Source organism: Limnohabitans sp. TEGF003, assembly GCF_055395455.1.
This window is the reverse complement of sequence record NZ_AP029225.1, coordinates 2,148,031-2,171,908: the sequence shown is the minus strand read 5'-3', so window position 1 is coordinate 2,171,908 and position 23,878 is coordinate 2,148,031. Positions and strand designations below refer to the sequence as shown.

Annotated in this window: 26 protein-coding genes; 24 read left to right on the top strand and 2 right to left on the bottom strand. The window is 62.0% G+C overall.

Going from position 1 to position 23,878, the window contains the following annotated elements:
* Nucleotides 1-69 precede the first annotated feature (69 nt).
* From scpB to ACZ5RT_RS10580, 21 genes are all read left to right on the top strand, one after another.
* On the top strand, nucleotides 70-852 hold the full coding sequence (scpB, locus tag ACZ5RT_RS10680; protein ID WP_108426396.1) for an SMC-Scp complex subunit ScpB: 783 nt from the start codon (nucleotides 70-72) through the stop codon (nucleotides 850-852).
* Entirely contained in the window at nucleotides 849-2,057 is a 1,209-nt protein-coding gene (locus ACZ5RT_RS10675) for a pseudouridine synthase (protein WP_422169280.1), read from the top strand. Before scpB ends, ACZ5RT_RS10675 begins: the two co-directional genes overlap by 4 nt.
* A gap of 126 nt (nucleotides 2,058-2,183) precedes the next feature.
* The gene (gene ndk, locus ACZ5RT_RS10670; RefSeq protein ID WP_108426394.1) at nucleotides 2,184-2,609 is read left to right on the top strand and encodes a nucleoside-diphosphate kinase; all 426 of its coding nucleotides are present in this window, start codon (nucleotides 2,184-2,186) and stop codon (nucleotides 2,607-2,609) included.
* Nucleotides 2,610-2,641: 32 nt separating this feature from the next.
* The gene (gene rlmN / locus ACZ5RT_RS10665; RefSeq protein ID WP_464452423.1) at nucleotides 2,642-3,793 is read left to right on the top strand and encodes a dual-specificity RNA methyltransferase RlmN; all 1,152 of its coding nucleotides are present in this window, start codon (nucleotides 2,642-2,644) and stop codon (nucleotides 3,791-3,793) included.
* The gene (locus tag ACZ5RT_RS10660; protein ID WP_464452422.1) at nucleotides 3,786-4,751 is read left to right on the top strand and encodes a helix-turn-helix domain-containing protein; all 966 of its coding nucleotides are present in this window, start codon (nucleotides 3,786-3,788) and stop codon (nucleotides 4,749-4,751) included. Before rlmN ends, ACZ5RT_RS10660 begins: the two co-directional genes overlap by 8 nt.
* The gene (ispG, locus tag ACZ5RT_RS10655) at nucleotides 4,748-6,013 is read left to right on the top strand and encodes a flavodoxin-dependent (E)-4-hydroxy-3-methylbut-2-enyl-diphosphate synthase (RefSeq protein WP_464452421.1); all 1,266 of its coding nucleotides are present in this window, start codon (nucleotides 4,748-4,750) and stop codon (nucleotides 6,011-6,013) included. Before ACZ5RT_RS10660 ends, ispG begins: the two co-directional genes overlap by 4 nt.
* Nucleotides 6,014-6,015: 2 nt before the next feature.
* Entirely contained in the window at nucleotides 6,016-7,353 is a 1,338-nt protein-coding gene (gene hisS / locus ACZ5RT_RS10650; protein ID WP_464452420.1) for a histidine--tRNA ligase, read from the top strand.
* 24 nt (nucleotides 7,354-7,377) lie between these two features.
* Complete coding sequence (locus tag ACZ5RT_RS10645; RefSeq protein ID WP_422169275.1) at nucleotides 7,378-8,049, top strand: YfgM family protein; 672 nt, start codon at nucleotides 7,378-7,380, stop codon at nucleotides 8,047-8,049.
* Nucleotides 8,049-9,182, top strand: a complete 1,134-nt coding sequence (gene bamB / locus ACZ5RT_RS10640) for an outer membrane protein assembly factor BamB (protein ID WP_464452419.1) — start codon at nucleotides 8,049-8,051, stop codon at nucleotides 9,180-9,182. The genes ACZ5RT_RS10645 and bamB overlap by 1 nt, the downstream gene beginning before the upstream one ends.
* A 19-nt stretch (nucleotides 9,183-9,201) precedes the next feature.
* Nucleotides 9,202-10,542, top strand: a complete 1,341-nt coding sequence (gene der / locus ACZ5RT_RS10635; protein WP_464452418.1) for a ribosome biogenesis GTPase Der — start codon at nucleotides 9,202-9,204, stop codon at nucleotides 10,540-10,542.
* An 88-nt stretch (nucleotides 10,543-10,630) separates the two neighbouring features.
* Nucleotides 10,631-10,876, top strand: coding sequence for an RNA chaperone Hfq (gene hfq, locus ACZ5RT_RS10630; RefSeq protein ID WP_062404412.1), 246 nt, complete (start codon nucleotides 10,631-10,633; stop codon nucleotides 10,874-10,876).
* A gap of 50 nt (nucleotides 10,877-10,926) precedes the next feature.
* Entirely contained in the window at nucleotides 10,927-12,114 is a 1,188-nt protein-coding gene (hflX, locus tag ACZ5RT_RS10625) for a GTPase HflX (protein ID WP_464452417.1), read from the top strand.
* A gap of 56 nt (nucleotides 12,115-12,170) precedes the next feature.
* Nucleotides 12,171-13,565 (top strand): FtsH protease activity modulator HflK, encoded by a 1,395-nt coding sequence (gene hflK, locus ACZ5RT_RS10620; protein WP_464452416.1) that lies wholly within the window; start codon nucleotides 12,171-12,173, stop codon nucleotides 13,563-13,565.
* 11 nt (nucleotides 13,566-13,576) lie between these two features.
* The gene (hflC, locus tag ACZ5RT_RS10615) at nucleotides 13,577-14,476 is read left to right on the top strand and encodes a protease modulator HflC (protein WP_291923522.1); all 900 of its coding nucleotides are present in this window, start codon (nucleotides 13,577-13,579) and stop codon (nucleotides 14,474-14,476) included.
* Between the two features lie 3 nt (nucleotides 14,477-14,479).
* Nucleotides 14,480-14,665, top strand: coding sequence for a DUF2065 domain-containing protein (locus ACZ5RT_RS10610; protein WP_108426384.1), 186 nt, complete (start codon nucleotides 14,480-14,482; stop codon nucleotides 14,663-14,665).
* 66 nt (nucleotides 14,666-14,731) lie between these two features.
* A complete protein-coding gene (locus ACZ5RT_RS10605) occupies nucleotides 14,732-15,892 on the top strand; it encodes an ATP phosphoribosyltransferase regulatory subunit (RefSeq protein ID WP_464452415.1) in 1,161 nt (386 codons plus the stop codon).
* A gap of 17 nt (nucleotides 15,893-15,909) precedes the next feature.
* Nucleotides 15,910-17,238, top strand: a complete 1,329-nt coding sequence (locus tag ACZ5RT_RS10600) for an adenylosuccinate synthase (RefSeq protein WP_291923530.1) — start codon at nucleotides 15,910-15,912, stop codon at nucleotides 17,236-17,238.
* A 52-nt stretch (nucleotides 17,239-17,290) separates the two neighbouring features.
* Nucleotides 17,291-17,815 (top strand): phosphoribosyltransferase, encoded by a 525-nt coding sequence (locus ACZ5RT_RS10595; RefSeq protein WP_464452414.1) that lies wholly within the window; start codon nucleotides 17,291-17,293, stop codon nucleotides 17,813-17,815.
* A gap of 72 nt (nucleotides 17,816-17,887) precedes the next feature.
* A complete protein-coding gene (locus ACZ5RT_RS10590; protein WP_464452413.1) occupies nucleotides 17,888-19,144 on the top strand; it encodes a PLP-dependent transferase in 1,257 nt (418 codons plus the stop codon).
* Nucleotides 19,145-19,272: 128 nt separating this feature from the next.
* Nucleotides 19,273-20,136: a DUF2189 domain-containing protein gene (locus ACZ5RT_RS10585; RefSeq protein WP_291923539.1), complete on the top strand. Its 864-nt coding sequence runs from the start codon at nucleotides 19,273-19,275 to the stop codon at nucleotides 20,134-20,136.
* Nucleotides 20,137-20,146: 10 nt separating this feature from the next.
* On the top strand, nucleotides 20,147-20,344 hold the full coding sequence (locus tag ACZ5RT_RS10580; protein WP_291923543.1) for a hypothetical protein: 198 nt from the start codon (nucleotides 20,147-20,149) through the stop codon (nucleotides 20,342-20,344).
* A gap of 17 nt (nucleotides 20,345-20,361) precedes the next feature.
* On the opposite strand, the gene mnmH is transcribed toward ACZ5RT_RS10580, so the two are convergent.
* Both mnmH and ACZ5RT_RS10570 read right to left on the bottom strand, forming a co-directional pair.
* Nucleotides 20,362-21,420, bottom strand: a complete 1,059-nt coding sequence (gene mnmH / locus ACZ5RT_RS10575; RefSeq protein ID WP_291923546.1) for a tRNA 2-selenouridine(34) synthase MnmH — start codon at nucleotides 21,418-21,420, stop codon at nucleotides 20,362-20,364.
* On the bottom strand, nucleotides 21,417-22,067 hold the full coding sequence (locus ACZ5RT_RS10570) for an arylesterase (RefSeq protein ID WP_464452412.1): 651 nt from the start codon (nucleotides 22,065-22,067) through the stop codon (nucleotides 21,417-21,419). The genes mnmH and ACZ5RT_RS10570 overlap by 4 nt, the downstream gene beginning before the upstream one ends.
* Here ACZ5RT_RS10570 and ACZ5RT_RS10565 point away from each other — a divergent pair.
* Genes ACZ5RT_RS10565 through ACZ5RT_RS10555 form a run of 3 tightly spaced genes read left to right on the top strand, consistent with a single transcriptional unit; the run spans nucleotide 22,066 to nucleotide 23,875 of the window.
* Entirely contained in the window at nucleotides 22,066-22,764 is a 699-nt protein-coding gene (locus ACZ5RT_RS10565) for an ABC transporter ATP-binding protein (protein ID WP_464452411.1), read from the top strand. The genes ACZ5RT_RS10570 and ACZ5RT_RS10565 overlap by 2 nt on opposite strands.
* 7 nt (nucleotides 22,765-22,771) lie before the next feature.
* Entirely contained in the window at nucleotides 22,772-23,506 is a 735-nt protein-coding gene (gene rlmB / locus ACZ5RT_RS10560; protein ID WP_464452410.1) for a 23S rRNA (guanosine(2251)-2'-O)-methyltransferase RlmB, read from the top strand.
* Nucleotides 23,507-23,524: 18 nt separating this feature from the next.
* Nucleotides 23,525-23,875, top strand: a complete 351-nt coding sequence (locus ACZ5RT_RS10555; RefSeq protein WP_291923559.1) for a hypothetical protein — start codon at nucleotides 23,525-23,527, stop codon at nucleotides 23,873-23,875.
* Nucleotides 23,876-23,878 lie beyond the last annotated feature (3 nt).

Here is a 23,878-nt window from a genome sequence, read left to right as displayed (position 1 = left end):
TTTGCAGAAGCGGCCATGACCTCTGCACCTTTGACGCCGTGAGGCGTTTTTTTCCCGAAAGATCGACACATGAATACGGCGCAAGCCAAGCGTGTCCTGGAAACGGCCTTGCTCACCGCAGGTCAGCCTTTGTCATTGCGCGACATGCGCGTGCTGTTTGACGATGCGCTCGGGGCCGACACCCTGCGGCAAATGCTGCAAGACCTGCAAAACGAATGGGCCCAAAAAGGTCTGGAGCTGGTCCGCGTGGCCAGTGGCTGGCGCTTTCAGAGCCGGCCCGAGTTGCGCACATACCTCGATCGCCTGCACCCCGAAAAGCCGCCCAAGTACACCCGCGCTGTGCTGGAAACCCTGGCCATCATCGCCTACCGCCAGCCGGTCACGCGGGGTGACATGGAAGACATCCGGGGTGTCACCATCAACTCGCAAATTCTCAAACAGCTTGAAGACCGGGGCTGGGTCGAAGTCATCGGGCACCGCGAAACCGTTGGCCGTCCAGGTTTGTATGCCACGACGCGCCAGTTTCTGGACGATTTGGGTTTGGCGGCTCTCGACCAGTTGCCCATGCTGTCGCAAGTCGACGGTCAGACCTCGGCTTTGTCGGGTCTGGTGGACGAGTTGCCGGTCCAGCCCTCCTTGTCGCTCGAAGACGCGATCAATGCCTTGCCTTTCGAGATGCCCATCGTCGCGGATTCGGACGCTGCCCCAAGTCCTGCCGAAACGGCCAAGCTGAATGAACCTCTGGACGCCCCAAGCGTCACTTCCGATCACAGCGATGATCCTAGCCTGTCTGCGCAATCAGATAACCACCCTGACCATCCGCTGCATGGCGAAGCGTCCTCCAACACATGAACCCAGACTCTCAAGACGACAAGCGCTCGTCACCCGCTGACGCCCCGGCCCGCCGACCCAAGACGGCTGCGCCTGCCGAGTCGGTTTACAAGCCGATCGCGCTGGCCGATGTGGTTTCGGGCCAGTTTGACGACGAAGAAGCGGCCGAAGCCGTCGCCATCGACCTGGGCAAGCGGGTCCTGGCGCCCCAGACCGATTCGCCCAAACTGCACAAAGTGCTCGCGCAAGCGGGCATGGGTTCACGCCTCGAGATGGAAAAGCTCATCGCTGAAGGCCGCATCATGGTCAACAACGAGCCTGCCCACGTAGGCCAGCGCGTGCAATACGGGGACCAGATCAAGGTCAATGGCAAGCCCATCCACATCCGGATCGACCCGCCGCCCGCCCGCGTCATCGCTTACCACAAGCCCGCGGGCGAGATCGTCAGCCATGACGATCCGCAAAATCGCCCCTCGGTGTTTCGCAAGCTGCCGCGCCTGCAAAACGGCAAATGGCAGTCGGTGGGTCGCCTGGACCTGAACACCGAAGGCCTCTTGTTGTTCACCAGCTCGGGCGAGTTGGCCAACCAGCTCATGCACCCCCGTTTTGGTCTGGAGCGCGAATACGCCGTGCGTGTCCTGGGTGCTTTGAGCAAGGAAGAAAAGCAAAAACTGCTCGACGGCGTGATGCTCGACGACGGCCCTGCGCAATTTGGCTCCATTGAAGATGGCGGTGGCGAAGGCTCCAACTGCTGGTACCGCGTCACCATTTCCGAGGGCCGCAACCGTGAGGTCCGCCGCATGATGGAAGCCGTGGGCCACGCGGTCAGCCGGCTGATCCGCATCCGTTACGGGGCCATGGTGCTTCCCCATGGCTTGCGCCGGGGTGCCTGGCTGGAACTGGACGAGTCCGATATCCGTGCGCTCATGCGTGCTGCGGGCACGCTCGACCGGGCTCGGACCCCAGCGCCACGCCCGGTCTCACGCACCGACCGCAACGATCGTCGTCCTCGCACAGGCGGACAGGGCAGGGCGGGCACCGCCGTGCCGCGGGCCAAACCCGCAGCCAAACCCAATCAGGCACCCGGTGGATCGGGCTTGCATGCCAAGTCGGATGGCCCGAAAAGCGAAGCCAAATACATTGGTGCCGAGAGCTTCAACCGTTTGAAAAAAACCCCGGGTGGCCCAGGCCGTGGAGGGCGAGGCGGCGGTGGCCGAAGCCGCTGATTCCGGCTTTTGCCGTGGGGCCATGTGCCCCAAACGCGCCGTTTGGCGGGTTTGCTCAGGTTAGAATAGCGGGCTTTGCCGCAGGGCAAAAATGCTTTTCAAAACCTTTTCGTTACAGGAAACACCATGGCCATCGAACGCACCCTCTCCATCATCAAGCCCGACGCAGTCGCCAAGAACGTCATCGGTCAAATCTACGCCCGATTCGAAGCTGCCGGCCTGAAAGTGGTCGCCGCCAAGATGGCCCACCTGTCGCGCGGTGAAGCCGAAGCTTTCTACGCTGTGCACAAGGCACGTCCTTTCTTCAAGGACCTGGTGGACTTCATGGTCTCCGGCCCTGTGATGATCCAGGCCCTGGAAGGCGAAAACGCCATCGCCAAGAACCGCGACCTGATGGGCGCCACCGACCCCAAGAAAGCCGCTCCCGGCACCATCCGCGCTGACTTCGCAGACAGCATCGATGCCAACGCCGTGCACGGTTCTGACGCCCCTGAAACTGCTGCCGCCGAAGTTGCTTTCTTCTTCCCCGGCATGAACGTTTACACACGCTGATCGCGTCGCGGCTCCAGCGCGACCTTGCCCCCATGACGGCCAACCTTCTCGAATTCGACCTGGAAGGTCTGGCCGTTTTTTGCGAGGGTCTGGGCGAAAAGCGTTTTCGGGCCACCCAGTTGTTCCGCTGGATCCACCAGCGGGGCGCTGCGGATTTTGATCAGATGAGCGATCTGGCCAAGTCCTTGCGCCAAAAGCTCCAATCTCGCGCGCACGTCACGTCATTGCCCGTGATCAGCCAGCACATTTCTGCCGACGGCACCATCAAGTGGCTGTTCGATGTGGGCGATGGCAACGCCATCGAATCGGTGTTCATTCCCGAAGACGACCGGGGCACCTTGTGCGTTTCATCCCAGGCCGGTTGTGCCGTGGGCTGCCGTTTTTGCTCCACCGGCCACCAAGGCTTCAGCCGCAACCTCACCACGGGTGAGATCCTGGCCCAGCTGTGGTTCGCCGAGCACTTTTTGCGCAAACACTTGAAGACCGACGAGCGCGTTATCTCCAACGTGGTGATGATGGGCATGGGCGAGCCGCTGCAGAACTATTCGGCGCTCGTGCCCGCGCTGCGCGCCATGCTCGACGACCACGGTTATGGCCTCTCGCGCCGCCGTGTCACGGTGTCCACCTCGGGTGTGGTGCCCATGATCGAGCGCTTGTCGGGGGACTGCCCGGTGGCATTGGCCGTGTCGCTGCACGCACCTTTTGATGCGCTGCGCGACAACCTGGTGCCGCTCAACCGCAAATACCCGCTCGACGAACTCATGCAGGCCTGCATCGGCTATTTGGCCCATGCGCCGCGTGACTTCATCACCTTTGAATACTGCATGCTCGATGGTGTCAATGACCAGCCCGAGCACGCCAGCGGCCTGATTGACCTGGTGCAAAAACACGCCCGCCAGGGCCTGCGTTGCAAGTTCAACCTGATTCCCTTCAACCCTTTCCCGGCTTCGGGCCTGCTGCGCTCGCCCCAGGCGCGGGTGCAAGCCTTTGCCAAGCAGCTGCAAGACGCGGGTTTGGTCACCACCGTGCGCAAAACCCGGGGGGACGACATCGACGCGGCCTGCGGTCAGTTGGCCGGGGACGTGAAAGACCGCACCCAGGTGCAAAATCGCATGGCACAGCAGCGCACCATTCGGCTGGTGCCCGCTTCCACTGTTCAAGCCCAGGAGCCTGGTGATGCCTGACCACACGAATTCGGACGGCAGTTTGTCGACCCCTGAGACCCCGGCCAGCGCCCCCTCGACGGCGGGTGGCTTGTTGAAAGCCGCACGCCAGCAGGCCGGGGTGCATCTGGCGGTTTTGTCGGTGAACCTGAAAGTGCCGGTGCGTCAGCTGGAGGCTTTGGAGGCCGACCAGCACCCGGCGGACCAAAGCCCTGTGTTTGCCCGAGCGCTGGCCGCCAGCGTGTGCCGCCAGTTGCGCATCGACCCTGCTCCGATTTTGGCGTTGATGCCCATGGCTGCCAATTATCTGGAGCCGCATGGTGCCGTGCGCCATGCGTACTCTGCGCCTGCTGATTTGGGCCGGGTGCGCCGATCTTCGGCGGATGTGCCCGCCAAGGCCTGGTGGGCCGCGGCTGGCATGTTGGTGCTGATCGCCGCCCTGATTTGGGTCCCGCACCCTTCGCAATGGGCCTGGCTTGCGGCAGTGAGTGCTGCAGTGGCTTCGCCCGAGCCTGCGCCCGAGACGCAGGCACCTGCCCCGACCACGGTCACCGAGGTCATGACGCCCAACGCGCAGACCGTGACCGATCCGTCGCAAGCGGCGGGGCAGGGCAGCCCATCTCCTTTGCCAAGCGTGACGCCCGCAACGCCTGGCATGCCCGTAGTAGCCGCAGTGTCCGTTGGCCCGGCTGTTGCCCCCGAACCTGCCAAGGCGGTCACGCCAGCGGCTGCGATGCCAGCGCCTGAATTGGTCTTCACCGCCCTCAACACCAGCTGGATCGAAGCGCGCGACAGCCAGAACCAGCTGCTGTGGAACGGCGTGCTGAACGCGGGCGAGGCCAAACGCCTGCAAACGCCCCAGGCGGTCTCGGTGGTGGTCGGCCGGGCCGATGCCATCCAGGTCAGCTTCAAGGGCCAAGCGGTGGACATGAAGCCCCACACCAAAGTCAATGTCGCCCGTTTTGAGGTGAAACCATGAGCGCTCCATCTCCCATCGCCATCGCTGTGCCCGCCCAGCGCAAAAGTCGCCAGTCCAAAGTGGTCTGGGGTTCGCGCGTCGTCACCGTGGGCGGTGGCGCCCCGGTGCGTGTGCAGTCCATGACCAACACCGACACGGTGGACGTGATCGGCACCGCCATCCAGGTCAAGGAACTGGCTTTGGCAGGCTCCGAGATGGTGCGCATCACCGTCAACACGCCCGAAGCCGCCGAGGCCGTGCCGCACATCCGCGACCAGCTCGACAAGATGGGCATCGATGTGCCGCTGATTGGCGACTTCCATTACAACGGTCACCGCTTGCTGACCGATCATCCGGCGTGTGCCGAGGCGTTGTCTAAATACCGCATCAACCCCGGCAACGTGGGCAAGGGCGACAAGCGCGATGTGCAGTTCGGCCAGATGATCGAAGCGGCCATGCGCTGGAACAAAGCCATCCGGATTGGTGTGAACTGGGGCAGCCTGGATCAGGAGTTGTTGGCCGAATTGATGGATGCCAACAGCCAGCGCGCCGAGCCGTGGGAAGCGCGACAGGTCATGTACGAGGCGCTGATTTCGTCGGCCATCTCGTCAGCCCAGCGTGCCGAAGCCATGGGCCTCAATGGGGACCAAATCGCCTTGTCGTGCAAGGTCTCGGGCGTGCAGGATTTGATCTCGGTCTACCGCGAGCTCGGTCGCCGCACCGACTATGCGCTTCACCTGGGCCTGACCGAAGCGGGCATGGGCACCAAGGGCACCGTGGCCTCAGCCGCGGCTTTGTCGGTGCTGCTGCAAGAAGGCATTGGCGACACCATCCGTGTCTCGCTCACGCCGCAGCCGGGCGAAGCCCGCACGCAAGAGGTGGTGATCGCCTCCGAGATTTTGCAGTCGCTGGGCTTGCGCATTTTTGTGCCCAGCGTCACGGCCTGCCCCGGCTGTGGCCGCACCACCAGCAGCACCTTCCAGGAACTGGCCAAACAGATTGACGACTTCTTGCGCGCCCAAATGCCCGTATGGCGCGTGCGCTACCCCGGGGTGGAAAACCTCAAGGTGGCGGTGATGGGCTGCATCGTGAACGGCCCCGGCGAGAGCAAGCACGCCGACATCGGCATCAGCTTGCCGGGCACGGGCGAAGCGCCTGCGGCCCCCGTCTTCATCGACGGCGAAAAGCGCCTGACCTTGCGCGGCGAAGGCATCGCGCAAGAGTTCCAGGTGCTGGTTGAAAACTACATTGAGAACCGTTTTGGTTCCGGATCTGCAGAATAAAAATGAGCGAAGCGCTGAAAGAAAACACCCCCAAAGTCGAAAAAACGGCCAAAGCCCAGAAGCTGGTGGGCGTCAAAGGCATGAACGACATCCTGCCGCCCGACTCGGCCCGCTGGGAGTGGCTGGAGGGCCAGGTGCGCGCTTTGATGGCGCGTTACGCCTACCGCAATGTGCGCTTGCCCATCGTCGAACCCACTGCGCTGTTTGTGCGCGGCCTGGGCGAGGTGACCGACATTGTTGAAAAGGAGATGTACTCCTTTGAAGACCGCCTGAATGGTGAGCAGCTGACCCTGCGTCCCGAGGGCACGGCCGGTCTGGTGCGCTCGGTGGTCGAGCACAACTTGCTGTACGAAGGCGGCAAGCGCCTGTATTACATGGGCCCCATGTTCCGCCACGAGCGCCCACAGCGCGGCCGTTACCGCCAGTTCCACCAGATCGGTGCCGAGGTGCTGGGTTTTGGCGGTCCTGAGGTCGATGCCGAGCTGATCTTGCTGGCCCATGACCTGTGGAAGGTGCTGGGTCTGAAAGACGTGCGTCTGGAACTCAACAGCCTGGGCCAACCCGCCGAGCGCCAGGCCCACCGCGCCGCGCTGATCGCCCACCTCGAAAAGCACAGCGATGTGCTGGACGAAGAAGCCAAGCGCCGCCTGCACAGCAACCCGCTGCGCATTCTGGACACCAAAAACCCGGCCATGCAAAGCGTGGTCGAGGCGGCGCCCCGTTTGCTCGACTTTTTGGGTGAGGCCTCTTTGGCGCATTTCAACGCGGTCAGAGCGATTTTGGACGCCAACGGCATCGCCTACAGCATCAACCCGCGCCTGGTGCGCGGCATGGACTACTACAACCTCACCGTGTTCGAGTTCATCACCACCAGCCTGGGCTCGCAAGGCACCATCTGCGGTGGTGGCCGATACGACTACCTGATCGAGCAGGTCGGCGGCAAGCCTGCGCCTGCGGTCGGCTGGGCTTTGGGCGTCGAGCGGGTGCTTGAACTGATCAAAGAGCAGGGCGAGGCCTTGCCCGATCTGGCCCCCGATGTCTACGCCATCATCCCCGAAACCGCCGCCTTGCCCGTGGCCATGCAGGTGCTGCAGACGCTGCGCGCCTGCGGCGTGTCGGCGCAAATGCATGCGGGCAGTGGCGAAGGCATGGGCAGCATGAAGTCCCAGTTCAAAAAAGCCGACGCCTCGGGTGCGCGTTTTGCCTTGGTTTTTGGGGCCGAAGAGCTGGCTCAAGGGCTGGTGGCGGTCAAATCGCTGCGCGACGGTGCGGGTGCCCAGCGCACCGAGCCTCTGAGCGACGTGGCCCACTGGGCCCACACCCTACAATCTTCGCTTTGATGCGCAAACAGCAGTAAACACACCATGGCCAAAGCACTCGACCTTGAAGAACAAGAACAACTTGACCAGATCAAGCATTTCTGGCGCACCTGGGGCAATCTGATTTCCTGGGTGCTGATCGCGGTTTTGGGCAGTTACGCCGCCTGGAACGGTTACCAGTACTGGCAGCGGACTCAGGCCACCAAGGCGGCTGCGTTGTATGACGAGGTGGAGCGCGCTGTGGCTGCAGCGGACATCGGCCGGGTCGAGCGCAGCTTGGCGGACATGAAAGACAAGTTCGGCAGCACCCAGTTTGCCCAGCAATCGGCTTTGCTCGCAGCCAAAGCCTTGTATGCCCAAGGCAAGACGGAAGCCGCGCGAGATGCTTTGAGTTGGGTGGCCAACGGGGCCTCTGACAAAGCCTACCGCGACATTGCCCGTTTGCGTCTGGCGGCGCTGCAGCTCGATGCCAAGGCCTACGACGAGGCCTTGAAGCAGCTGACTTTGGAGTTCACGCCCGAGATGTCCGGCTTGGCGGCCGACTTGCGCGGCGATGTGCTGCAAGCCAAAGGTCAGAATGCCGAAGCCATTGCGGCTTACCAGCAAGCCTGGCAAAAATTGGCCGACACCCCTGATTACCGCCGTTTGGTCCAGGCCAAACTCAATGCCCTGGGCATCGATCCCGATGCGGCCGCTGTTTCGGAGACCTCCAAGTGATGACTGTTTTCTCCCACACCTGCACCCGTTGGACCCTGCTGGGGGCCTTGGCCCTCTCGATCGCTGCTTGCTCCAGCGCGCCCGACAAACCCAAGCCCGCTGCGCTGCCCACCGTCAGCGGCCAACTGGCCGTGCAAAAAGCCTGGTCCAACACCGTGGGGCCTGTGACGACGCCCTTGTTCGCCTCTGTGCATGGCGATCAGGTGGCGGTGGCTTCCACCCAAGGGCAGGTGGCCTTGATCGATGCCGCCAGTGGCAAGGACGTTTGGCGGCTCCAGCTCGACAGCCCCATCCAGGCGGGCGTCAGCGGTGACGGTCAGCGTTTTGCCGTGATCACCCGAAACAACGAGGTGGTCGCCATGGAGGCGGGTAAGGTCGTTTGGCGTTACCGCTTGCCCGCTTTGTCTTACACCGCGCCCGTCGTGGCAGGCGCTCGCGTGTTTGTCTTGACCGCGGACCGTGCGGTCACTGCGCTCGACGGCGCCTCGGGCCAGAAACTCTGGAGCCAGCAGCGCACAGGCGACCCCTTGGTCTTGCAACAAGCCGGCTTGTTGATGCCTTTGGGCGACACCTTGCTGGCCGGTTGGGGCGGACGTTTGGCCGCCCTGAATCCCAATACCGGCGGTGTCCTGTGGGAAACGCTGGTGGGCTCGTCGCGTGGCACCAACGAGGTGGAACGCCTGGTGGACCTGGTCGCTGGGGCCAGTCGGCAGGGTCAAACCGTGTGCGTGCGGGCATTCCAGTCGTCGGTAGCCTGCGTCGATGGCAGCCGGGGCGCCACGTTGTGGACGCGCCCGGCACAGGGCCATGAAGGCCTGGACGGGGACGACAAGCTGGTGTTTGGTGTCGAGTCGGACAGCAAGGTGCTGGCCTGGCAGCGTCAAGGCGGACAGCCCGCCTGGACGCAGGATGCCTTGCGTTTTCGTGGTCTGAGTGCGCCCTTGGTGCTGGGGCGCTCGGTGGTGATGGGTGATGACAACGGCTTAGTGCACTTCCTGTCGCGCCAGGACGGACAGGCTTTGCAGCGTTTGAGCACGGATGGCAGCGCCATCACCGGCAAGCCCGTCGCTGCTGGCCAAACTTTGGTGGTGGTGACACGCGCCGGGGGCGTCTTCGGATTTCGCCCTGAATGATGGATCGGAAAATTTTTAAGTGAAACCTGTACTGGCCCTCGTTGGCCGCCCCAATGTGGGCAAATCCACGCTGTTCAACCGCCTCACCAAGAGCCGGGATGCCATCGTGGCCGATTTTGCGGGCCTGACCCGCGACCGCCATTACGGCAATGGCAAACAAGGCCGTCAGGAGTTCATCGTCATCGACACGGGCGGTTTCGAGCCCGATGCGAGCAGCGGCATCTACAAAGAGATGGCCAAGCAGACCCAACAGGCGGTGGCCGAAGCGGATGTGGTCATTTTTGTGGTCGACGCCCGGGGCGGCCTGTCGGCGCAAGACCACGACATTGCCAAATACCTGCGCAAGATTGGCAAACCTTGCCTGCTGGTGGCCAACAAGGCCGAAGGCATGCTTGAAGGCATCCAGCTGACCGAGTTCTACGAACTGGGTTTGGGCGAAGTAATCCCCATTTCGGCCGCGCACGGGCAGGGCACACGTGGCCTGGTGGAGTTGGCCTTCGATTTACTGCATTTACCCGACGAGCCCGAAGAGACCGAAGAAGACCCCTCGGTCATCAAACTGGCCGTGGCCGGTCGCCCCAATGTGGGCAAGTCCACCCTGATCAACACCTGGCTGGGTGAGGAACGCCTGGTGGCTTTTGACATGCCGGGCACCACGCGCGACGCGATCAGTGTGCCGTTTGAGCGCCAGGGCCAGAAATTCGAGCTGATCGACACCGCTGGTTTGCGCCGCAAGGGCAAGGTGTTTGAAGCCATCGAGAAGTTTTCGGTGGTCAAAACCCTGCAAGCGATCGAGTCGGCCAACGTGGTCCTGCTTTTGCTTGACGCGGAGCAGGGCGTGACCGACCAGGACGCCCACATCGCCGGTTATGCGCTGGAAAGCGGCCGCGCCATGGTGCTGGCGGTGAACAAATGGGACGCGGTCGACGACTACCAGCGCCAGTTGGTGCAGCGCTCGATTGAAAACCGTTTGCCTTTTTTGAGCTTTGCCAACATGCACTTCATCTCGGCCAAGAAGCGCCAGGGCTTGGGGCCGGTCTGGAACTCGATTGTGCAAGCCCACAAATCGGCCATGTGCAAGATGAGCACCCCGATCCTCACGCGCTTGCTGCTGGAGGCGGTGCAATTCCAAAGCCCGCAGCGTGGCGGCATGTTCCGCCCCAAAATGCGTTATGCCCACCAAGGCGGCATGAACCCGCCCGTGATCGTGATCCACGGTAATTCGCTGGAGCACGTCACCGACACCTACAAGCGCTTTTTGGAAGGGCGTTTTCGCAAAGCCTTCAATTTGTCGGGAACACCGCTGCGGATTGAAATGAAAACATCCACCAATCCCTATGCGGACAAAGAATCCAGTTGATATTTGAGGAAATCCATTTTTCCTGAATGTCGGCCCTTTGCCCTGTGGTAAGGTGGCAGCTTCAAAACTTCTGAACACGGAGAATATCGTGAGCAACAAAGGTCAACTTCTGCAAGACCCCTTCCTCAATGCCCTGCGCCGCGAGCATGTGCCGGTCTCGATTTACCTCGTCAACGGCATCAAGCTGCAAGGCCAGATCGAATCTTTCGATCAGTATGTGGTGCTCTTGCGCAACACCGTGACCCAGATGGTCTACAAACATGCCATCTCGACCATCGTTCCCGGTCGTTCTGTGACTTTCAGCACACCCGAAACGGGTGAAATCACCGCTTGATGCTTTTTTGTGCGGCAGCGGTTTGAAGCCACCGCTGCAGGTTGCTGACATTGTCTGAAACATCTTCCCGCCAGCCCGCGCCGACCTTATTGGTCGGCGTTGACTTTGGGCTGCCGCATTTCGATGGCGAGCTGCAAGAGTTGGGCCTTCTGGCCGAATCCGGCGGGCTCAAACCCGTTGCCCGCTTGACCTGCAAGCGCAAGGCACCGGACCCGGCGCTGTTTGTGGGTAGTGGCAAAGCAGACGAGATCAAGGAACTGGCCCTGATGCACGGGGCGCTTGAGGTCTTGTTCGACCAGGCCCTGAGCCCAGCGCAGCAGCGCAATCTGGAGCGTCACATCGGCTTGCCCGTGAACGACCGCACCTTGCTGATCCTTGAAATCTTTGGCCAACGTGCCCGCAGCCACGAAGGCAAGCTGCAAGTCGAGCTGGCCCGCCAGCAGTACCTGAGCACCCGCCTGGTGCGCCGCTGGTCACACCTGGAGCGCCAAAGCGGCGGCATCGGTATGCGCGGCGGCCCGGGCGAGACCCAGATCGAGCTGGATCGCCGCATGATCAACGACTCGATCAAGCGCATCAAAGAGCGTCTGGTCAAGGTCAAAAAGCAGCGCAATACCCAGCGCAGGCAGCGCGAGCGGCGGGACACCTTCAACATCTCGCTGGTGGGCTACACCAACGCGGGCAAGTCGACGCTGTTCAATGCCCTGGTCAAGGCCCGTGCTTACGCGGCCGACCAGTTGTTTGCCACCCTGGACACCACCACGCGCCAGCTGTATCTGGGCGAAGCGGGGCGCTCGGTGTCCTTGTCTGACACAGTAGGGTTCATCCGTGATTTGCCGCACGGTCTGGTCGAGGCTTTCCAGGCCACACTGCAAGAGGCGACCGAGGCCGATTTGCTGTTGCATGTGGTGGACGCGGCCAACCCGGATTTCCCGGAGCAGATGGCCGAGGTTCAAAAAGTGCTGGCCGAAATCGGCGCTGACAACGTGCCGCAATTGCTGGTGTTCAACAAGCTCGATGCATTGACCCCTGAGCGTTACCCTTTGCAGATGCAGGACCAGTACGAGCTGGACGGCGTCTCTGTGCCCCGTGTTTTCCTGAGCGCCCGATCGGGTCAGGGGTTGGATGTGCTCCGGTCGGCCCTGTCGGAGATCGTCAAGGCTGCCTTGCCCGCATCCGTTCCTGAGCCCGCAGATCCCCGTGACTTGTCCCGGGAATATCCGGGTGATCTGCCTTGAAGCCCCTCCGAATTCGGCACAATGCGGATTCGTCATTCTGACAAAGACACTTCACCATGAATTTTCACCTGCCAGCCCTGCGATGGTCCTTGCTCCCGGCAAAGATCCGAGGCATGTTCAACCTGAATGACCCACGCTGGGGTCGGGACGACGACAAATCCAGCCCCGATGCCGGTAACAAGCCTGCGGGCGATGTGCCGCCAACCGGCCCCAAACCCGACGCCTGGCAGCAGCCACCCGGTCGTGGCCCGCAGCAACAACCCAATGGTCCACCCGATCTGGACGAGCTGTGGCGTGATTTCAACCGCAAGCTCGGTCAGTTGTTTGGTGGCAAGGGCGGCCCGCAAAGACCGCAAGGCCCCGGCGGCTCGGGCGGTGGCTCTGGCGGCCCCGGTATCCCGGTTTTCTTCAAAAACCTGGGCTTGGGTGTAATTCTGGGGGCCGCATTGCTGGTCTGGCTGGGTACAGGCTTCTTCATTGTGCAAGAAGGCCAGCAAGCCGTGATCACCCAATTTGGCAAGTACCACTCGACGGTGGGTGCCGGTTTCAACTGGCGCATGCCTTACCCCATCCAGCGTCATGAGCTGGTGTTCGTGACCCAAATCCGCTCTGTGGACATCGGCCGCGACAGCATCATCAAGGCCACGGGTCTGCGCGAGTCGGCCATGCTGACCGAGGACGAGAACATCGTCGAGATCAAGTTTGCCGTTCAGTACCGTTTGAACGACGCCCGTGCTTACCTGTTTGAGAGCCGCAACCCGACCGAGGCCGTGGTGCAGTCTGCCGAAACGGCGGTGCGCGAGGTGGTGGGCAAAATGAAAATGGACTCGGCACTGGCCGAAGAGCGCGACCAGATCGCCCCCCGCGTCCGTGAAAAAATGCAGACCATTTTGGACCGCTACAAGGTGGGCATCGAGGTGGTGGGCATCAACTTGCAGCAAGGCGGGGTGCGTCCTCCCGAGCAGGTTCAGGCGGCATTTGACGATGTGCTCAAAGCAGGTCAGGAACGCGAACGCGCCAAGAACGAAGCCCAGGCCTATGCCAACGATGTGGTGCCCCGGGCTGTGGGTGCCGCTTCGCGCCTGAAGGAAGAGGCTGACGCTTACCGTGAACGCATCGTGGCGCAAGCCGAAGGTGATGCCCAGCGCTTCAAGACCATCTTGCCCGAATACCAGAAAGCGCCCCAAGTCATGCGTGACCGCATGTACACCGACGCCATGCAACAGATCTACAGCAACGTGACCAAGGTGCTGGTGGACAGCAAACAGGGCTCGAACCTCTTGTACCTGCCGCTCGACAAAATCATGCAGCAAGTGGCCGCAACGGCGCCTCCCGCTGTGGACGCTCCCGCCGCTGGGCCAGTGAATGGCAATGGCAATGCGGCCAACAACGGGACTGTGGACACACGTTCACGTGATCTGCAGCGTTCGCGTGACCGCGATCCACGATAAGGACAAAGAAAATGAATCGCATTGGATTGTGGATTTCGACGCTGCTGGTGGCCTTTGTGCTGTTCAGCTCTACCGTGTTTGTGGTCGATCAGCGCCAGTTCGGCGTGGTGTATGCCTTGGGTCAGATCAAGGAAGTCATCACCGAGCCCGGCTTGCACTTCAAGTTGCCGCCGCCGCTGCAAAACGTCAATTACATCGACAAACGCTTGCTCACGCTGGACAGCCCCGACAACGAGCCCATGCTCACGGCTGAAAAGCAGCGTGTGGTGATCGATTGGTATGTGCGTTGGCGCATCACCGACCCGCAGGCCTACATTCGCAACGTGGGCCTGGACGAGAAGGCCGGCACCAATCAGCTCAACCGCGTGGTGCGCAACGCTTTCCAGGAAGAAATCAACAAGCGCACGGTCAAGGAGTTGCTGTCCCTCAAGCGGGAAGAGCTGATGGACGATGTGAAAGCTGCCGTGCTGCTGGTGGTCAAGGGCGCCAAGCCCTGGGGCGTCGATGTGGTGGATGTGCGGATCACCCGCGCAGACTATGTGGACACCATCACCGAGTCGGTCTACCGACGCATGGAGGCCGAGCGCAAGCGCGTGGCCAACGAACTGCGCTCGACGGGTGCGGCCGAGGGTGAAAAAATCCGCGCCGATGCCGACCGCCAACGCGAAGTGACCATTGCCAACGCTTACCGCGATGCGCAGAAGATCAAAGGGCAGGGCGATGCGCAGGCAGCGCGGCTGTACGCCGAATCCTTTGGCCGTGACCCCCAGTTTGCGCAGTTTTACCGCAGTCTGGAGGCTTACAAATCCAGCTTCGCCAGCAAGAGCGACGTGATGGTGCTCGACCCGGGCAGCTCCGAGTTCTTCAAAGGCATGCGCGGCACACCGGGCAACACGCCTGCCCGGAAGTAAATCTTGCTTGACGCCTTCCTGCTGGCATTGGGCCTGATGCTCATCCTGGAGGGCTTGATGCCCATGGTGTCGCCATGGAAGTGGCGACGCCTGTTTGAGCAGCTGCTGCAGCTCGAAGACGGGCAAATCCGCTTCTTTGGGATGGCCATGGTCATCGCTGGCTTGTTGCTGTTCTGGTTTGTTTCCTGAACGCAAACCCGGAAACGGGCTTTCAAGCCGGTAAAATCTCGTTTTTAATCGTCCCCCTCCATTCCCATGTCTGCTTGGGTCCTCCCGGATCACATTGCCGATGTCTTGCCCTCCGAGGCTCGCCACATCGAAGAACTCCGCCGCGAACTGCTCGATACCGCCCGTGGCTATGGCTACGAGTTGGTCATGCCGCCGCTGCTGGAGCATTTGGAGTCCCTGCTCACCGGCACGGGTGAGGCGCTGGATTTGCAGACCTTCAAGCTGGTCGACCAGCTGTCGGGCAGGACGCTGGGTTTGCGTGCCGATACCACCCCCCAGGTGGCCCGCATTGATGCGCATTTGCTCGGCCGTGCCGGCTTGACCCGTCTTTGCTACTGCGGCCCCGTTTTGCACACCCGTCCCGCACGCCCCCATGCCACCCGCGAACCTCTGCAGCTGGGGGCCGAAATCTATGGCCACGGCGGGCCCGAGGCCGATCTGGAAATTCTGCAATTGGCGCTGGACTGCCTGCGTGCCGCCCGTTTGGGTGATTTGCAGGTGGACCTGGCCGACGCCCGCATTGTCAACAGCCTGTTGCAGTCCGAGACCCTGTCGGACGCGCTGCGGCACGACATCCATGCGGCCTTGGCGATCAAGGACGCCAGCGCCATTGCCCGTCTGACCAGCGGCTTGTCTGAAACCTCGCGCAACGGTTTGTTGGCGCTGGTGGATTTGTATGGCGACGTCCGTGTGCTGGACGAGGCTGCCCGCCGCCTGCCCGCAACCCCGGCCATCACCCAGGCCTTGAGCCAGCTGCGCTGGCTGGCCGAGCAAATTCCGGGCGTGGCCGTCAGTTTCGATCTGGGTGACTCGCGGGGTTACGCCTACTACAGCGGCATGCGTTTTGCCATTTATGCCAAGGGCGCATCGGATGCGCTGGCCCGCGGCGGTCGTTACGACGGCGTGGGCGCTGTATTCGGTCACCGCATTGACCGTGACCGGCCCGCCGTGGGCTTTAGCCTGGATTTGAAAGAATTGGTGGCCGCTGTCCAGCCCTTGGCTTTGCGGGCAGCCATCCGTGCGCCGTGGGGCCATTCGGCCAGTTTGCGCACGGCCATTGCCGCTTTGCGCAGCCAGGGTGAAACCGTGGTGTGCGTCCTGCCCGGGCACGAAAGCGAAGTTGACGAATTCCATTGCGACCGAGAGCTGACAGAAGCGGCCGGGCAGTGGGTGGTACAGGCTCTTTGAGAAAGAACATTTCAAGCATGAACAAGTTGCAAGGCCGTAATGTGGTCGTCGTGGGCACCCAATGGGGCGACGAGGGCAAAGGCAAACTGGTCGACTGGCTGACCGAAAGCGCCCAGGGCGTGGTCCGTTTTCAAGGCGGCCACAACGCAGGCCATACCTTGGTGATCAATGGCGTGAAAACCGCCTTGCACCTGATCCCCAGCGGCATCATGCGCGCTGGCGTCAAGTGCTACATCGGCAACGGTGTGGTGCTGTCGGTGCCCAAACTGCTCGAAGAAATTGCAGGCCTTGAAAAAGCCGGGGTCGAGGTGCGTTCACGCCTGCGCGTGAGCGAGGCCTGCCCGCTCATCTTGCCTTACCACGTGGCACTGGATGTGGGTCGTGAAGCCGCCAAGGAAAAAGCCGGAACCGCCAAGATCGGCACCACAGGCCGTGGCATTGGCCCCGCTTACGAAGACAAGGTGGCGCGCCGTGCCCTGAGGGTGCAAGACCTGAAATACCCCGAGCGTTTTGCCACCAAGCTGCGCGAAAACCTGGCTTTGCACAATGAAGTGTTGGTCAATGTGCTGGGTGCGGCGCCTGTTGATTTTGACGCCACGTACAACGAAGCCATGGCATATGCCAAAGCGCTGTTGCCCATGGTGGCCGACGTGTCGCGCGAACTGAACGACGCCCACAAGGCGGGTGCCAATTTGCTGTTCGAAGGTGCACAAGGCACCTTGCTCGACGTGGACCACGGCACTTACCCGTTTGTGACCTCGAGCAACTGCGTGGCGGGCAATGCTGCAGCCGGTTCGGGCGTCGGCCCGGGCATGCTGCATTACATCCTGGGCATCACCAAGGCGTACTGCACCCGCGTGGGCGGTGGCCCATTCCCCACCGAGCTCGACTGGGAAACCCCCGGCACACCCGGTTACCACATGTCCACCGTGGGGGCTGAAAAAGGCGTGACCACCGGTCGTTCGCGCCGCTGCGGCTGGTTCGATGCGGCCTTGCTCAAGCGCAGCGCCCAGGTCAACGGTTTGAGTGGCCTGTGCATCACCAAGCTCGACGTGCTGGACGGCTTGAAAGAGCTGCTGCTGTGCACCGGCTACGAGCTGGATGGCGAAGTCATCGACATCCTGCCCATGGGCGCGGATGAGATCGCCCGCTGCAAACCGATTTATGAAGTGATTCCCGGCTGGACCGAAACCACCGTGGGCGTGACCGAGATGGACAAGTTGCCCGCCACCGCCCGTCATTACCTGGACCGCATCGCCCAAGTCACGGGTGTGCCCGTGCACGTGGTGTCCACCAGCCCGGACCGTGACCACACGATCTTGCTGCACAACCCGTTTGCAGCCTGATTTCCTTCGACGACTTTTTCACCCACACTGATTTTTCACTGGAGTTCACCCCATGTTGACCGAAGACGGCAAGCACCTGTACGTGAGTTACGACGAGTACCACAACCTCATCGAAAAACTCGCCATCAAGATCCACCAATCTGGCTGGCAATTTGACAACATCCTGTGCTTGGCCCGTGGCGGCATGCGCCCTGGCGACATCTTGTCGCGCGTGTTTGACAAACCCTTGGCCATCATGTCCACCAGCTCTTACCGCGCTGAAGCCGGCGCGGTCCAGGGCCACTTGGACATCGCCCGCTACATCACCACCCCCAAGGGCGAGATCGCTGGCAAAGTGCTGCTGGTCGACGACCTGGCCGATACGGGCCACACCTTGCGTGCCGTGGTGGACCAGTTGAAAAACAACTACAAGCCGGTCACCGAATTGCGCACCGCCGTGATCTGGACCAAAGGCGTGTCCACCTTCAAGCCCGATTACTCGGTCGAAGATTTGCCCACCAACCCCTGGATTCACCAGCCCTTCGAGCCGTATGACAACATGCGCCCGGAAAAACTCCTGGAAAAGTGGAGCGTCTGAGCACACTCGGACATACCCTGTATCGTCTTTCAACAGCCTCCTTCGGGAGGCTGTTTGCATTAGGATGCGCGAATGCAAGCAGAATCCCCAAACGCCTCTTTCGCCCACATGGCCACTGGCCTGATCCACCACCCCTACACGCCGCCCCCCGGTTTTGAGGCCCCCCAGCCGGGCGTCTTCAAGGCTTCAACGGTGTACTTCCCGACCGTGGCCGACATGCGCCAGCGTGAGTGGAAAGACAAGTCCGCCTACACCTACGGGCTGCACGGCACGCCCACCACCTACTTGCTTGAAGAACGTCTGTGCAGTTTGGAAGGGGGACAGCAGTGCGTGTTGGTGCCCAGCGGCCTGGCGGCTCTGGCCCTGGTGGCCCTGGCGGTGCTGAAAACCGGCGACGAAGTGTTGATCCCGGACAACGCTTATGGCCCCAACAAGGCGCTGGCCGATGGCGAGTTGCGCCATTTCGGCATCACACACCGCTTTTACGACCCGATGGACCCGCAGGATCTCGCCAGGCAGATCACGGACCGCACCCGGCTGGTTTGGCTTGAAGCCCCGGGTTCGGTGAGCATGGAGTTTCCCGATTTGCCCGAGATGGTGCGCCAGTGCCGCGCACGCGGCGTGTTGTGTGCCCTCGACAACACCTGGGGTGCGGGCCTGGCCTTCAAGCCCTTTGATTTGCTGGGCGACGGTGCAGGCGCGCAGGGCAGTCTGTTGGTGGACATCAGCGCCCATGCGCTCACCAAATACCCCAGCGGTGGCGGCGATGTGCTCATGGGTAGCGTGATCACCCGCGATGCGGCCTTGCACCTGAAAATCAAGCTTTGTCACATGCGCCTGGGTCTGGGTGTGGCCGCCAACGATGCCGAGACCGTGCTGCGCTCATTGCCCAGCATTGACCTGCGGTACAGAGCCCACGACCAGACTGCCCGAGCGCTGGCCGCTTGGTGGCAAAGCCAGCCACAATGTGCGCAACTGTTGCACCCGGCTTTTGAAGGGGCGCCTGGCCATGCGCATTGGCAAGCCCTGTGTGACCGTGTGCCTGGCACGGGACTGGCAGCGGGCTTGTTCAGCGTGATGATCGACGCCCGTTACAGCCAAGCCCAGGTCGACGCGTTTTGCGATGGCCTGAAACTTTTCAAGATCGGTTACAGCTGGGGCGGCCCCGTGAGCCTGGTCGTGCCCTACGACATCGCAGCCATGCGCCAGGCTTGGCCCGCACACCTGCAGGCCGGAACACTGGTGCGTTTTTCCACGGGTCTGGAGTCCGCGCAGGACCTGATCCTTGACTTGCATCAAGCTGTACAGACGCATTTGCCCACGGCCTGATCGCGCAGGTGACACGGAGGCGCATTTTTGCGCCGCGCACCCACTTCGTTGGGGGCTTTCCTGACTGTTCAAAGCTTGGCAGTGGCAGTAACCTGAGGGCTTTCCATGCTTGAATCCGTTTCTTTGCCATGACCGCTGCCAAACAGTCCCACGACCCTGATGCAGAGCTGCCCACGATGGCGGCGCCCTATGTGCCACCACCGCCCGAAGGGCCACGCTCGCACATGCGGCCTCTGGGCTGGGCAGACCCTTTTCGCTGGTTGGCAAGGGGCCTTCTGGACCTGCGACAGCACCCGGGCATCGCGCTGTTTTATGGCTTGTGTTTTTGGGGCATGGCACAGGTGCTGGCCTTGGTGTTCAAACACAAGCCCGAGTACACCTTGTCGCTGGTTTCGGGCTGCTTGCTGGTCGGGCCTTTTTTGGCCATGGGCCTGTACGAGGTCAGCCGCAAGCGCGAGCGGGGCGAGTTGCCCGACATGGCCACCTCGCTCATGTGTTGGGACCAGCACATCCGCAGCATGGCCATGTTGGTGTTGGTCCTGATGGTGCTGGAGCTGCTGTGGGGCAGGGCATCGCTGGTGGTGTTTGCGGTTTTCTTCAACACGGGCATGCCCTCGACCACGGGGGTGATCGAGGCCGTGTTCAACCCACAAAACCTCGAATTCATCCTGGTTTATCTGGCCGTGGGAGGCGTGTTTGCTGCCCTGGTCTATGGCCTGTCGGTGGTGTCGATTCCCATGATTCTGGACCGCGACACCGACGCCATTTCTGCGGTGTTGACGAGCATGCGGGTGGTTTTTTCGCACCCCGGGGTGATGCTGCTGTGGGGCTTGCTGCTCAGTGTCTTGGTGTTGGCGGCCCTGTGGCCTTGGGCCTTGGGCATCATCTTGGTCGGGCCATGGCTGGGTCATGCCAGCTGGCACGCTTACCGGGGCAGCGTTGAATGGGAAGAAGGGCCCCAAGAAGCTGTTACATTGGGCAGCTCAAATTAAAGGAGCCATCTTGGCCACACCCAACTACGGATTCGAAAAACGCCAGAAAGAATTGGCCAAGAAACGCAAAAAAGAAGACAAGCTCAAGGCCAAGTCCGAACGCAAGTCGGGCCTGTTGGCAGAAGACGGCTCTGAAATCGAGGGCCAAGAGGGCGATGCCGACACGGCAGCGCCCGGTGCGGCCGATTCATCTGCGCCAGCGGCCTGACGCACCTGTTTGATCGATTAAGGGGCTTGAACCAGCTCACGCGCCAAAACCAGCATGTCCGCCATGCTGTGGCTCGCTGGGGTGACCAGCGGGGCTTGGGCGTAATGCACAAAGTTGTGGCCCGTGGAGGTTTCGTAGCCCGGGTCGTAGTGCCCTGAGAGCAATTCGGTCACCACCTCGTGCATTTCCCCCCGCTCGATGCGCTCTTGCCAGCCTTGCACCACGGCCTTGCCGCGCAGGGCCGTCAGTCGCTCCAGGCGGTCGGCAAACAGGGCGCGGTCTTGCGTGAAAAACGCATAGTCTTCCAGCAGCAAATTCACCCGGTTTTCCAGCGACAGGTCCACCCGCAGGCAGGGGCTGGCCCGCATGGCGACCATCAGCGCATCGGGTACCGCCAGATTGCCCACTTTTTTGCTTTCAGCTTCCACAAACACCGGGCGGTCTGCACTGAAGCCGCGCAAGGCGTCCCACACCTGCGTGTCAAATGCCTTTTGGGTGGGCTGCGGCGTGCCGGGAATCAGGCCCAGCACCGAGCTGCGGTGGCAGGCAATGGCTTCCAGGTCCAGCACCTGGGCACCTTCTTGCGCCAAGGCTTGCAGCAAGCGGGTCTTGCCCGAGCCGGTGGGTCCGCACAAGACCTGAAACTGCAGGCGCTGCGCCTGGCGGGGCGTGTCCTCCATCACGGCTTTGCGAAAGGCCTTGTAGCCGCCCTCGATCAGGTGCACCTTGAAGCCGATCTGCCCCAGAATCAGCGCCAGCGAGTTGCTGCGCTTGCCCCCGCGCCAGCAATACACCAGCGGCTGCCAGTTCTTGGGCTTGTCCATGACATGGGTTTCGATGTGGCGGGCGATGTTTTTGGCCACCAGCGCGGCGCCCACTTTTTGCGCCTCAAAAGGGTTGACCTGCTTGTACAGCGTGCCCACCTTGATGCGCTCTTCGTTGTTGAGCGACGGCCAGCTCAGGGCGCCGGGCAGGTGGTCTTCGGCGTGTTCGCCTTCGGAGCGGGCGTCCAGGATGGCATCAAACTGGTCCAGTTGGGCCATGGCATCCGAGGCCGAGATCAGGTGAACGCTCATTTCAGTTGTTTCTTCAAAGTGGGCCAGACGTTGGCCAGCATGCGCGGCTGCGCGGCTTCGTTGGGGTGGATGCGGTCGGCCTGGAACCATTTGAGCGGTTCGGGGTCGTCGCCAATGCCTTTCAAAAAGAAGGGCACCAGCGCCGCCTTTTGGCTTTTGGCCACTTGGGTGTAAGCCGCTTCAAACTGGCGGGCCATGTCGGGGCCGTAATTGGGCGGCATTTGCATGCCCAGCAGCAGCACCTGCGCCCCGGCGGCTTGGGCTTGTTGGGTCATGTCCAGCAGGTTGCTCTGCGTCATCGCCATGGGCAGCCCACGCAGCGCGTCGTTGCCGCCCAGCTCGATGACCACATGGCTGGGCTGGTGTCGTTTGAGCAAGGCGGGCAGGCGAGAGCGCCCGCCCGAAGTGGTGTCGCCGCTGATGCTGGCGTTGATGACTTGCACACCGGGCTTTTCTTTGTCCAATTGTTTTTGCAGCAAAGCCACCCAACCTGTGCCGCGGGCAAGGCCATATTCGGCACTCAGCGAGTCGCCCAGCACCAAAATGCGCTGCGCAGCAGCCGCTGGCACAGGCAGGGCAAAGCCCCAGCCGGCAAGGGCCAGCAGGGTCCAGTTAAAGTGGCGTCGTCTCAACAAAGGTGTGTGCATGCCTGAATCTATCATTGCCGTGCGTGGCGTCTCGAAAAGTGTGCAAGATGCCAGCGGGCAGCTGGACATTTTGCGCGATATCGATTTCTCATTGAACGCCGGGGAAACCGCTGCGATTGTCGGTGCTTCCGGTTCGGGCAAAAGCACGCTGTTGGCCATCCTGGCGGGCCTCGATACACCCAGTGCCGGGCAGGTGCTGTTGGCCGGGCAATCGCTGTTTGATTTGTCCGAAGACGAACGCGCCGCTGTGCGCGCCCAGCATGTGGGTTTTGTGTTCCAGAGCTTTCAGCTCATGCCCAACCTCACGGCCCTCGAGAACGTGATGCTGCCGCTGGAGCTGGCCGATCGGCCGGATGCCCGCAGCACCGCCACCGCCATGCTGCAGCGGGTGGGTTTGGGTGAGCGCCTCAAGCACCTGCCCAAAGTGCTCAGCGGCGGCGAGCAGCAGCGCGTGGCCCTGGCCCGCGCTTTTGTGGTGCAGCCCGATTTGCTGCTGGCCGATGAGCCTACGGGCAGCCTGGACCACGCCACGGGCGAGGCCATCATGGACTTGATGTTTGCGCTCAACCGCGAACAAGGCACCACCTTGGTCTTGGTCACGCACGACCGGCAATTGGCCGCGCGTTGCGAACGCAGCCTGGTGATTCAGGCGGGGCGCTTGTCTGAGGCGTCTGGCGCTTCGGCGGAGCAACGATAATCACCGGATGTCATCCCACAAAGTGCTGTTCGGCTTCCATGCCGTGGGCGTTCGCCTCAAGATCGCCCCCCAATCCGTTGTTGAAATCCATTACGAGGTCACGCGCCGCGACGCCCGCATGCGGCAGTTCATCGACAAGGCCCGTGATTCGGGCATGCGCCTGATCGAGTCGGACAACGAACGCCTGGCCAAGCTGGCCGGGGGCCATGGCCACCAGGGCGTGGTCGCCCTGGTCACGCCCATCCCACAAAACCATTCCCTTGACGATCTGCTTGACACCGTCGAAGGTCCACCTTTGCTCTTGGTGCTGGACGGCGTGACCGACCCGCACAATCTGGGCGCTTGCCTGCGCGTGGCCGACGGTGCGGGTGCGCACGCGGTCATCGCCCCCAAAGACCACGCCGCCGGCATCAACGCCACCGTGGCCAAAGTCGCCAGCGGTGCGGCCGAAACCATGCCGTACTTCATGGTGACCAATCTGGCGCGGACCTTGGGCGAGCTCAAGGAGCGCAGCATCTGGGTGATCGGCACGAGCGACGATGCGCCCCGCACGATTTACCAAACCGACCTGAAGGTACCCACCGCCCTGGTGCTGGGCGCCGAGGGCACCGGCATGCGCCAGTTGACCCGCAAGAATTGTGACAAGCTGGTGAGCATTCCCATGCGCGGCGCGGTCGAGAGCCTGAACGTCTCGGTGGCCAGTGGTGTGTGCCTGTACGAGGCGCTGCGTCAACGCAGTTGAGCTGAAAAGGGGTTTTGAATGTCCAAGAAAACACAGCGCATCGCACTGACCGCCTTGCTCGTCACCGCCAGCCTGCTGGCCGCTTGCACCCAAGAGCAGCAAAACAAGATCAGCCGAGACATCCAGAACTGGACGGGCACCAATGGCGTGTTGGAGGTGTATGCCGGAGACAAACTGGTGCGCCGTTTTTTGAAGGTGGACAAGATCAGCACCGCCTTGGGTACCGATGACAAAGCGCCACGCGCCTACCGCTACGGCTATGGCGTGCTCGATGAGAACCTGAACATGGTGGCCGATCCCGATGAAAAGAAGGTGTATTTCGAGGTCAGTGATTACTCGAACACGGTGTTCTTCGAGAACCCGCGTTGATCG

What these genes read in the sequence shown, in the direction of transcription:
- ndk (WP_108426394.1), top strand. Translation starts at nt 2,184, where the DNA reads ATGGCCATCGAACGCACCCTCTCCATCATCAAGCCCGACGCAGTCGCC.
- ACZ5RT_RS10645 (WP_422169275.1), top strand. Translation starts at nt 7,378, where the DNA reads ATGGCCAAAGCACTCGACCTTGAAGAACAAGAACAACTTGACCAGATC.
- ACZ5RT_RS10570 (WP_464452412.1), bottom strand. Translation starts at nt 22,067, where the DNA reads ATGCACACACCTTTGTTGAGACGACGCCACTTTAACTGGACCCTGCTG.
- hflC (WP_291923522.1), top strand. Translation starts at nt 13,577, where the DNA reads ATGAATCGCATTGGATTGTGGATTTCGACGCTGCTGGTGGCCTTTGTG.
- ACZ5RT_RS10600 (WP_291923530.1), top strand. Translation starts at nt 15,910, where the DNA reads ATGAACAAGTTGCAAGGCCGTAATGTGGTCGTCGTGGGCACCCAATGG.
- scpB (WP_108426396.1), top strand. Translation starts at nt 70, where the DNA reads ATGAATACGGCGCAAGCCAAGCGTGTCCTGGAAACGGCCTTGCTCACC.
- ACZ5RT_RS10675 (WP_422169280.1), top strand. Translation starts at nt 849, where the DNA reads ATGAACCCAGACTCTCAAGACGACAAGCGCTCGTCACCCGCTGACGCC.
- rlmN (WP_464452423.1), top strand. Translation starts at nt 2,642, where the DNA reads ATGACGGCCAACCTTCTCGAATTCGACCTGGAAGGTCTGGCCGTTTTT.
- rlmB (WP_464452410.1), top strand. Translation starts at nt 22,772, where the DNA reads ATGTCATCCCACAAAGTGCTGTTCGGCTTCCATGCCGTGGGCGTTCGC.
- ispG (WP_464452421.1), top strand. Translation starts at nt 4,748, where the DNA reads ATGAGCGCTCCATCTCCCATCGCCATCGCTGTGCCCGCCCAGCGCAAA.
- hflK (WP_464452416.1), top strand. Translation starts at nt 12,171, where the DNA reads ATGAATTTTCACCTGCCAGCCCTGCGATGGTCCTTGCTCCCGGCAAAG.
- ACZ5RT_RS10660 (WP_464452422.1), top strand. Translation starts at nt 3,786, where the DNA reads ATGCCTGACCACACGAATTCGGACGGCAGTTTGTCGACCCCTGAGACC.
- ACZ5RT_RS10565 (WP_464452411.1), top strand. Translation starts at nt 22,066, where the DNA reads ATGCCTGAATCTATCATTGCCGTGCGTGGCGTCTCGAAAAGTGTGCAA.
- ACZ5RT_RS10555 (WP_291923559.1), top strand. Translation starts at nt 23,525, where the DNA reads ATGTCCAAGAAAACACAGCGCATCGCACTGACCGCCTTGCTCGTCACC.
- hisS (WP_464452420.1), top strand. Translation starts at nt 6,016, where the DNA reads ATGAGCGAAGCGCTGAAAGAAAACACCCCCAAAGTCGAAAAAACGGCC.
- ACZ5RT_RS10595 (WP_464452414.1), top strand. Translation starts at nt 17,291, where the DNA reads ATGTTGACCGAAGACGGCAAGCACCTGTACGTGAGTTACGACGAGTAC.
- ACZ5RT_RS10585 (WP_291923539.1), top strand. Translation starts at nt 19,273, where the DNA reads ATGACCGCTGCCAAACAGTCCCACGACCCTGATGCAGAGCTGCCCACG.
- bamB (WP_464452419.1), top strand. Translation starts at nt 8,049, where the DNA reads ATGACTGTTTTCTCCCACACCTGCACCCGTTGGACCCTGCTGGGGGCC.
- ACZ5RT_RS10590 (WP_464452413.1), top strand. Translation starts at nt 17,888, where the DNA reads ATGCAAGCAGAATCCCCAAACGCCTCTTTCGCCCACATGGCCACTGGC.
- mnmH (WP_291923546.1), bottom strand. Translation starts at nt 21,420, where the DNA reads ATGAGCGTTCACCTGATCTCGGCCTCGGATGCCATGGCCCAACTGGAC.
- ACZ5RT_RS10605 (WP_464452415.1), top strand. Translation starts at nt 14,732, where the DNA reads ATGTCTGCTTGGGTCCTCCCGGATCACATTGCCGATGTCTTGCCCTCC.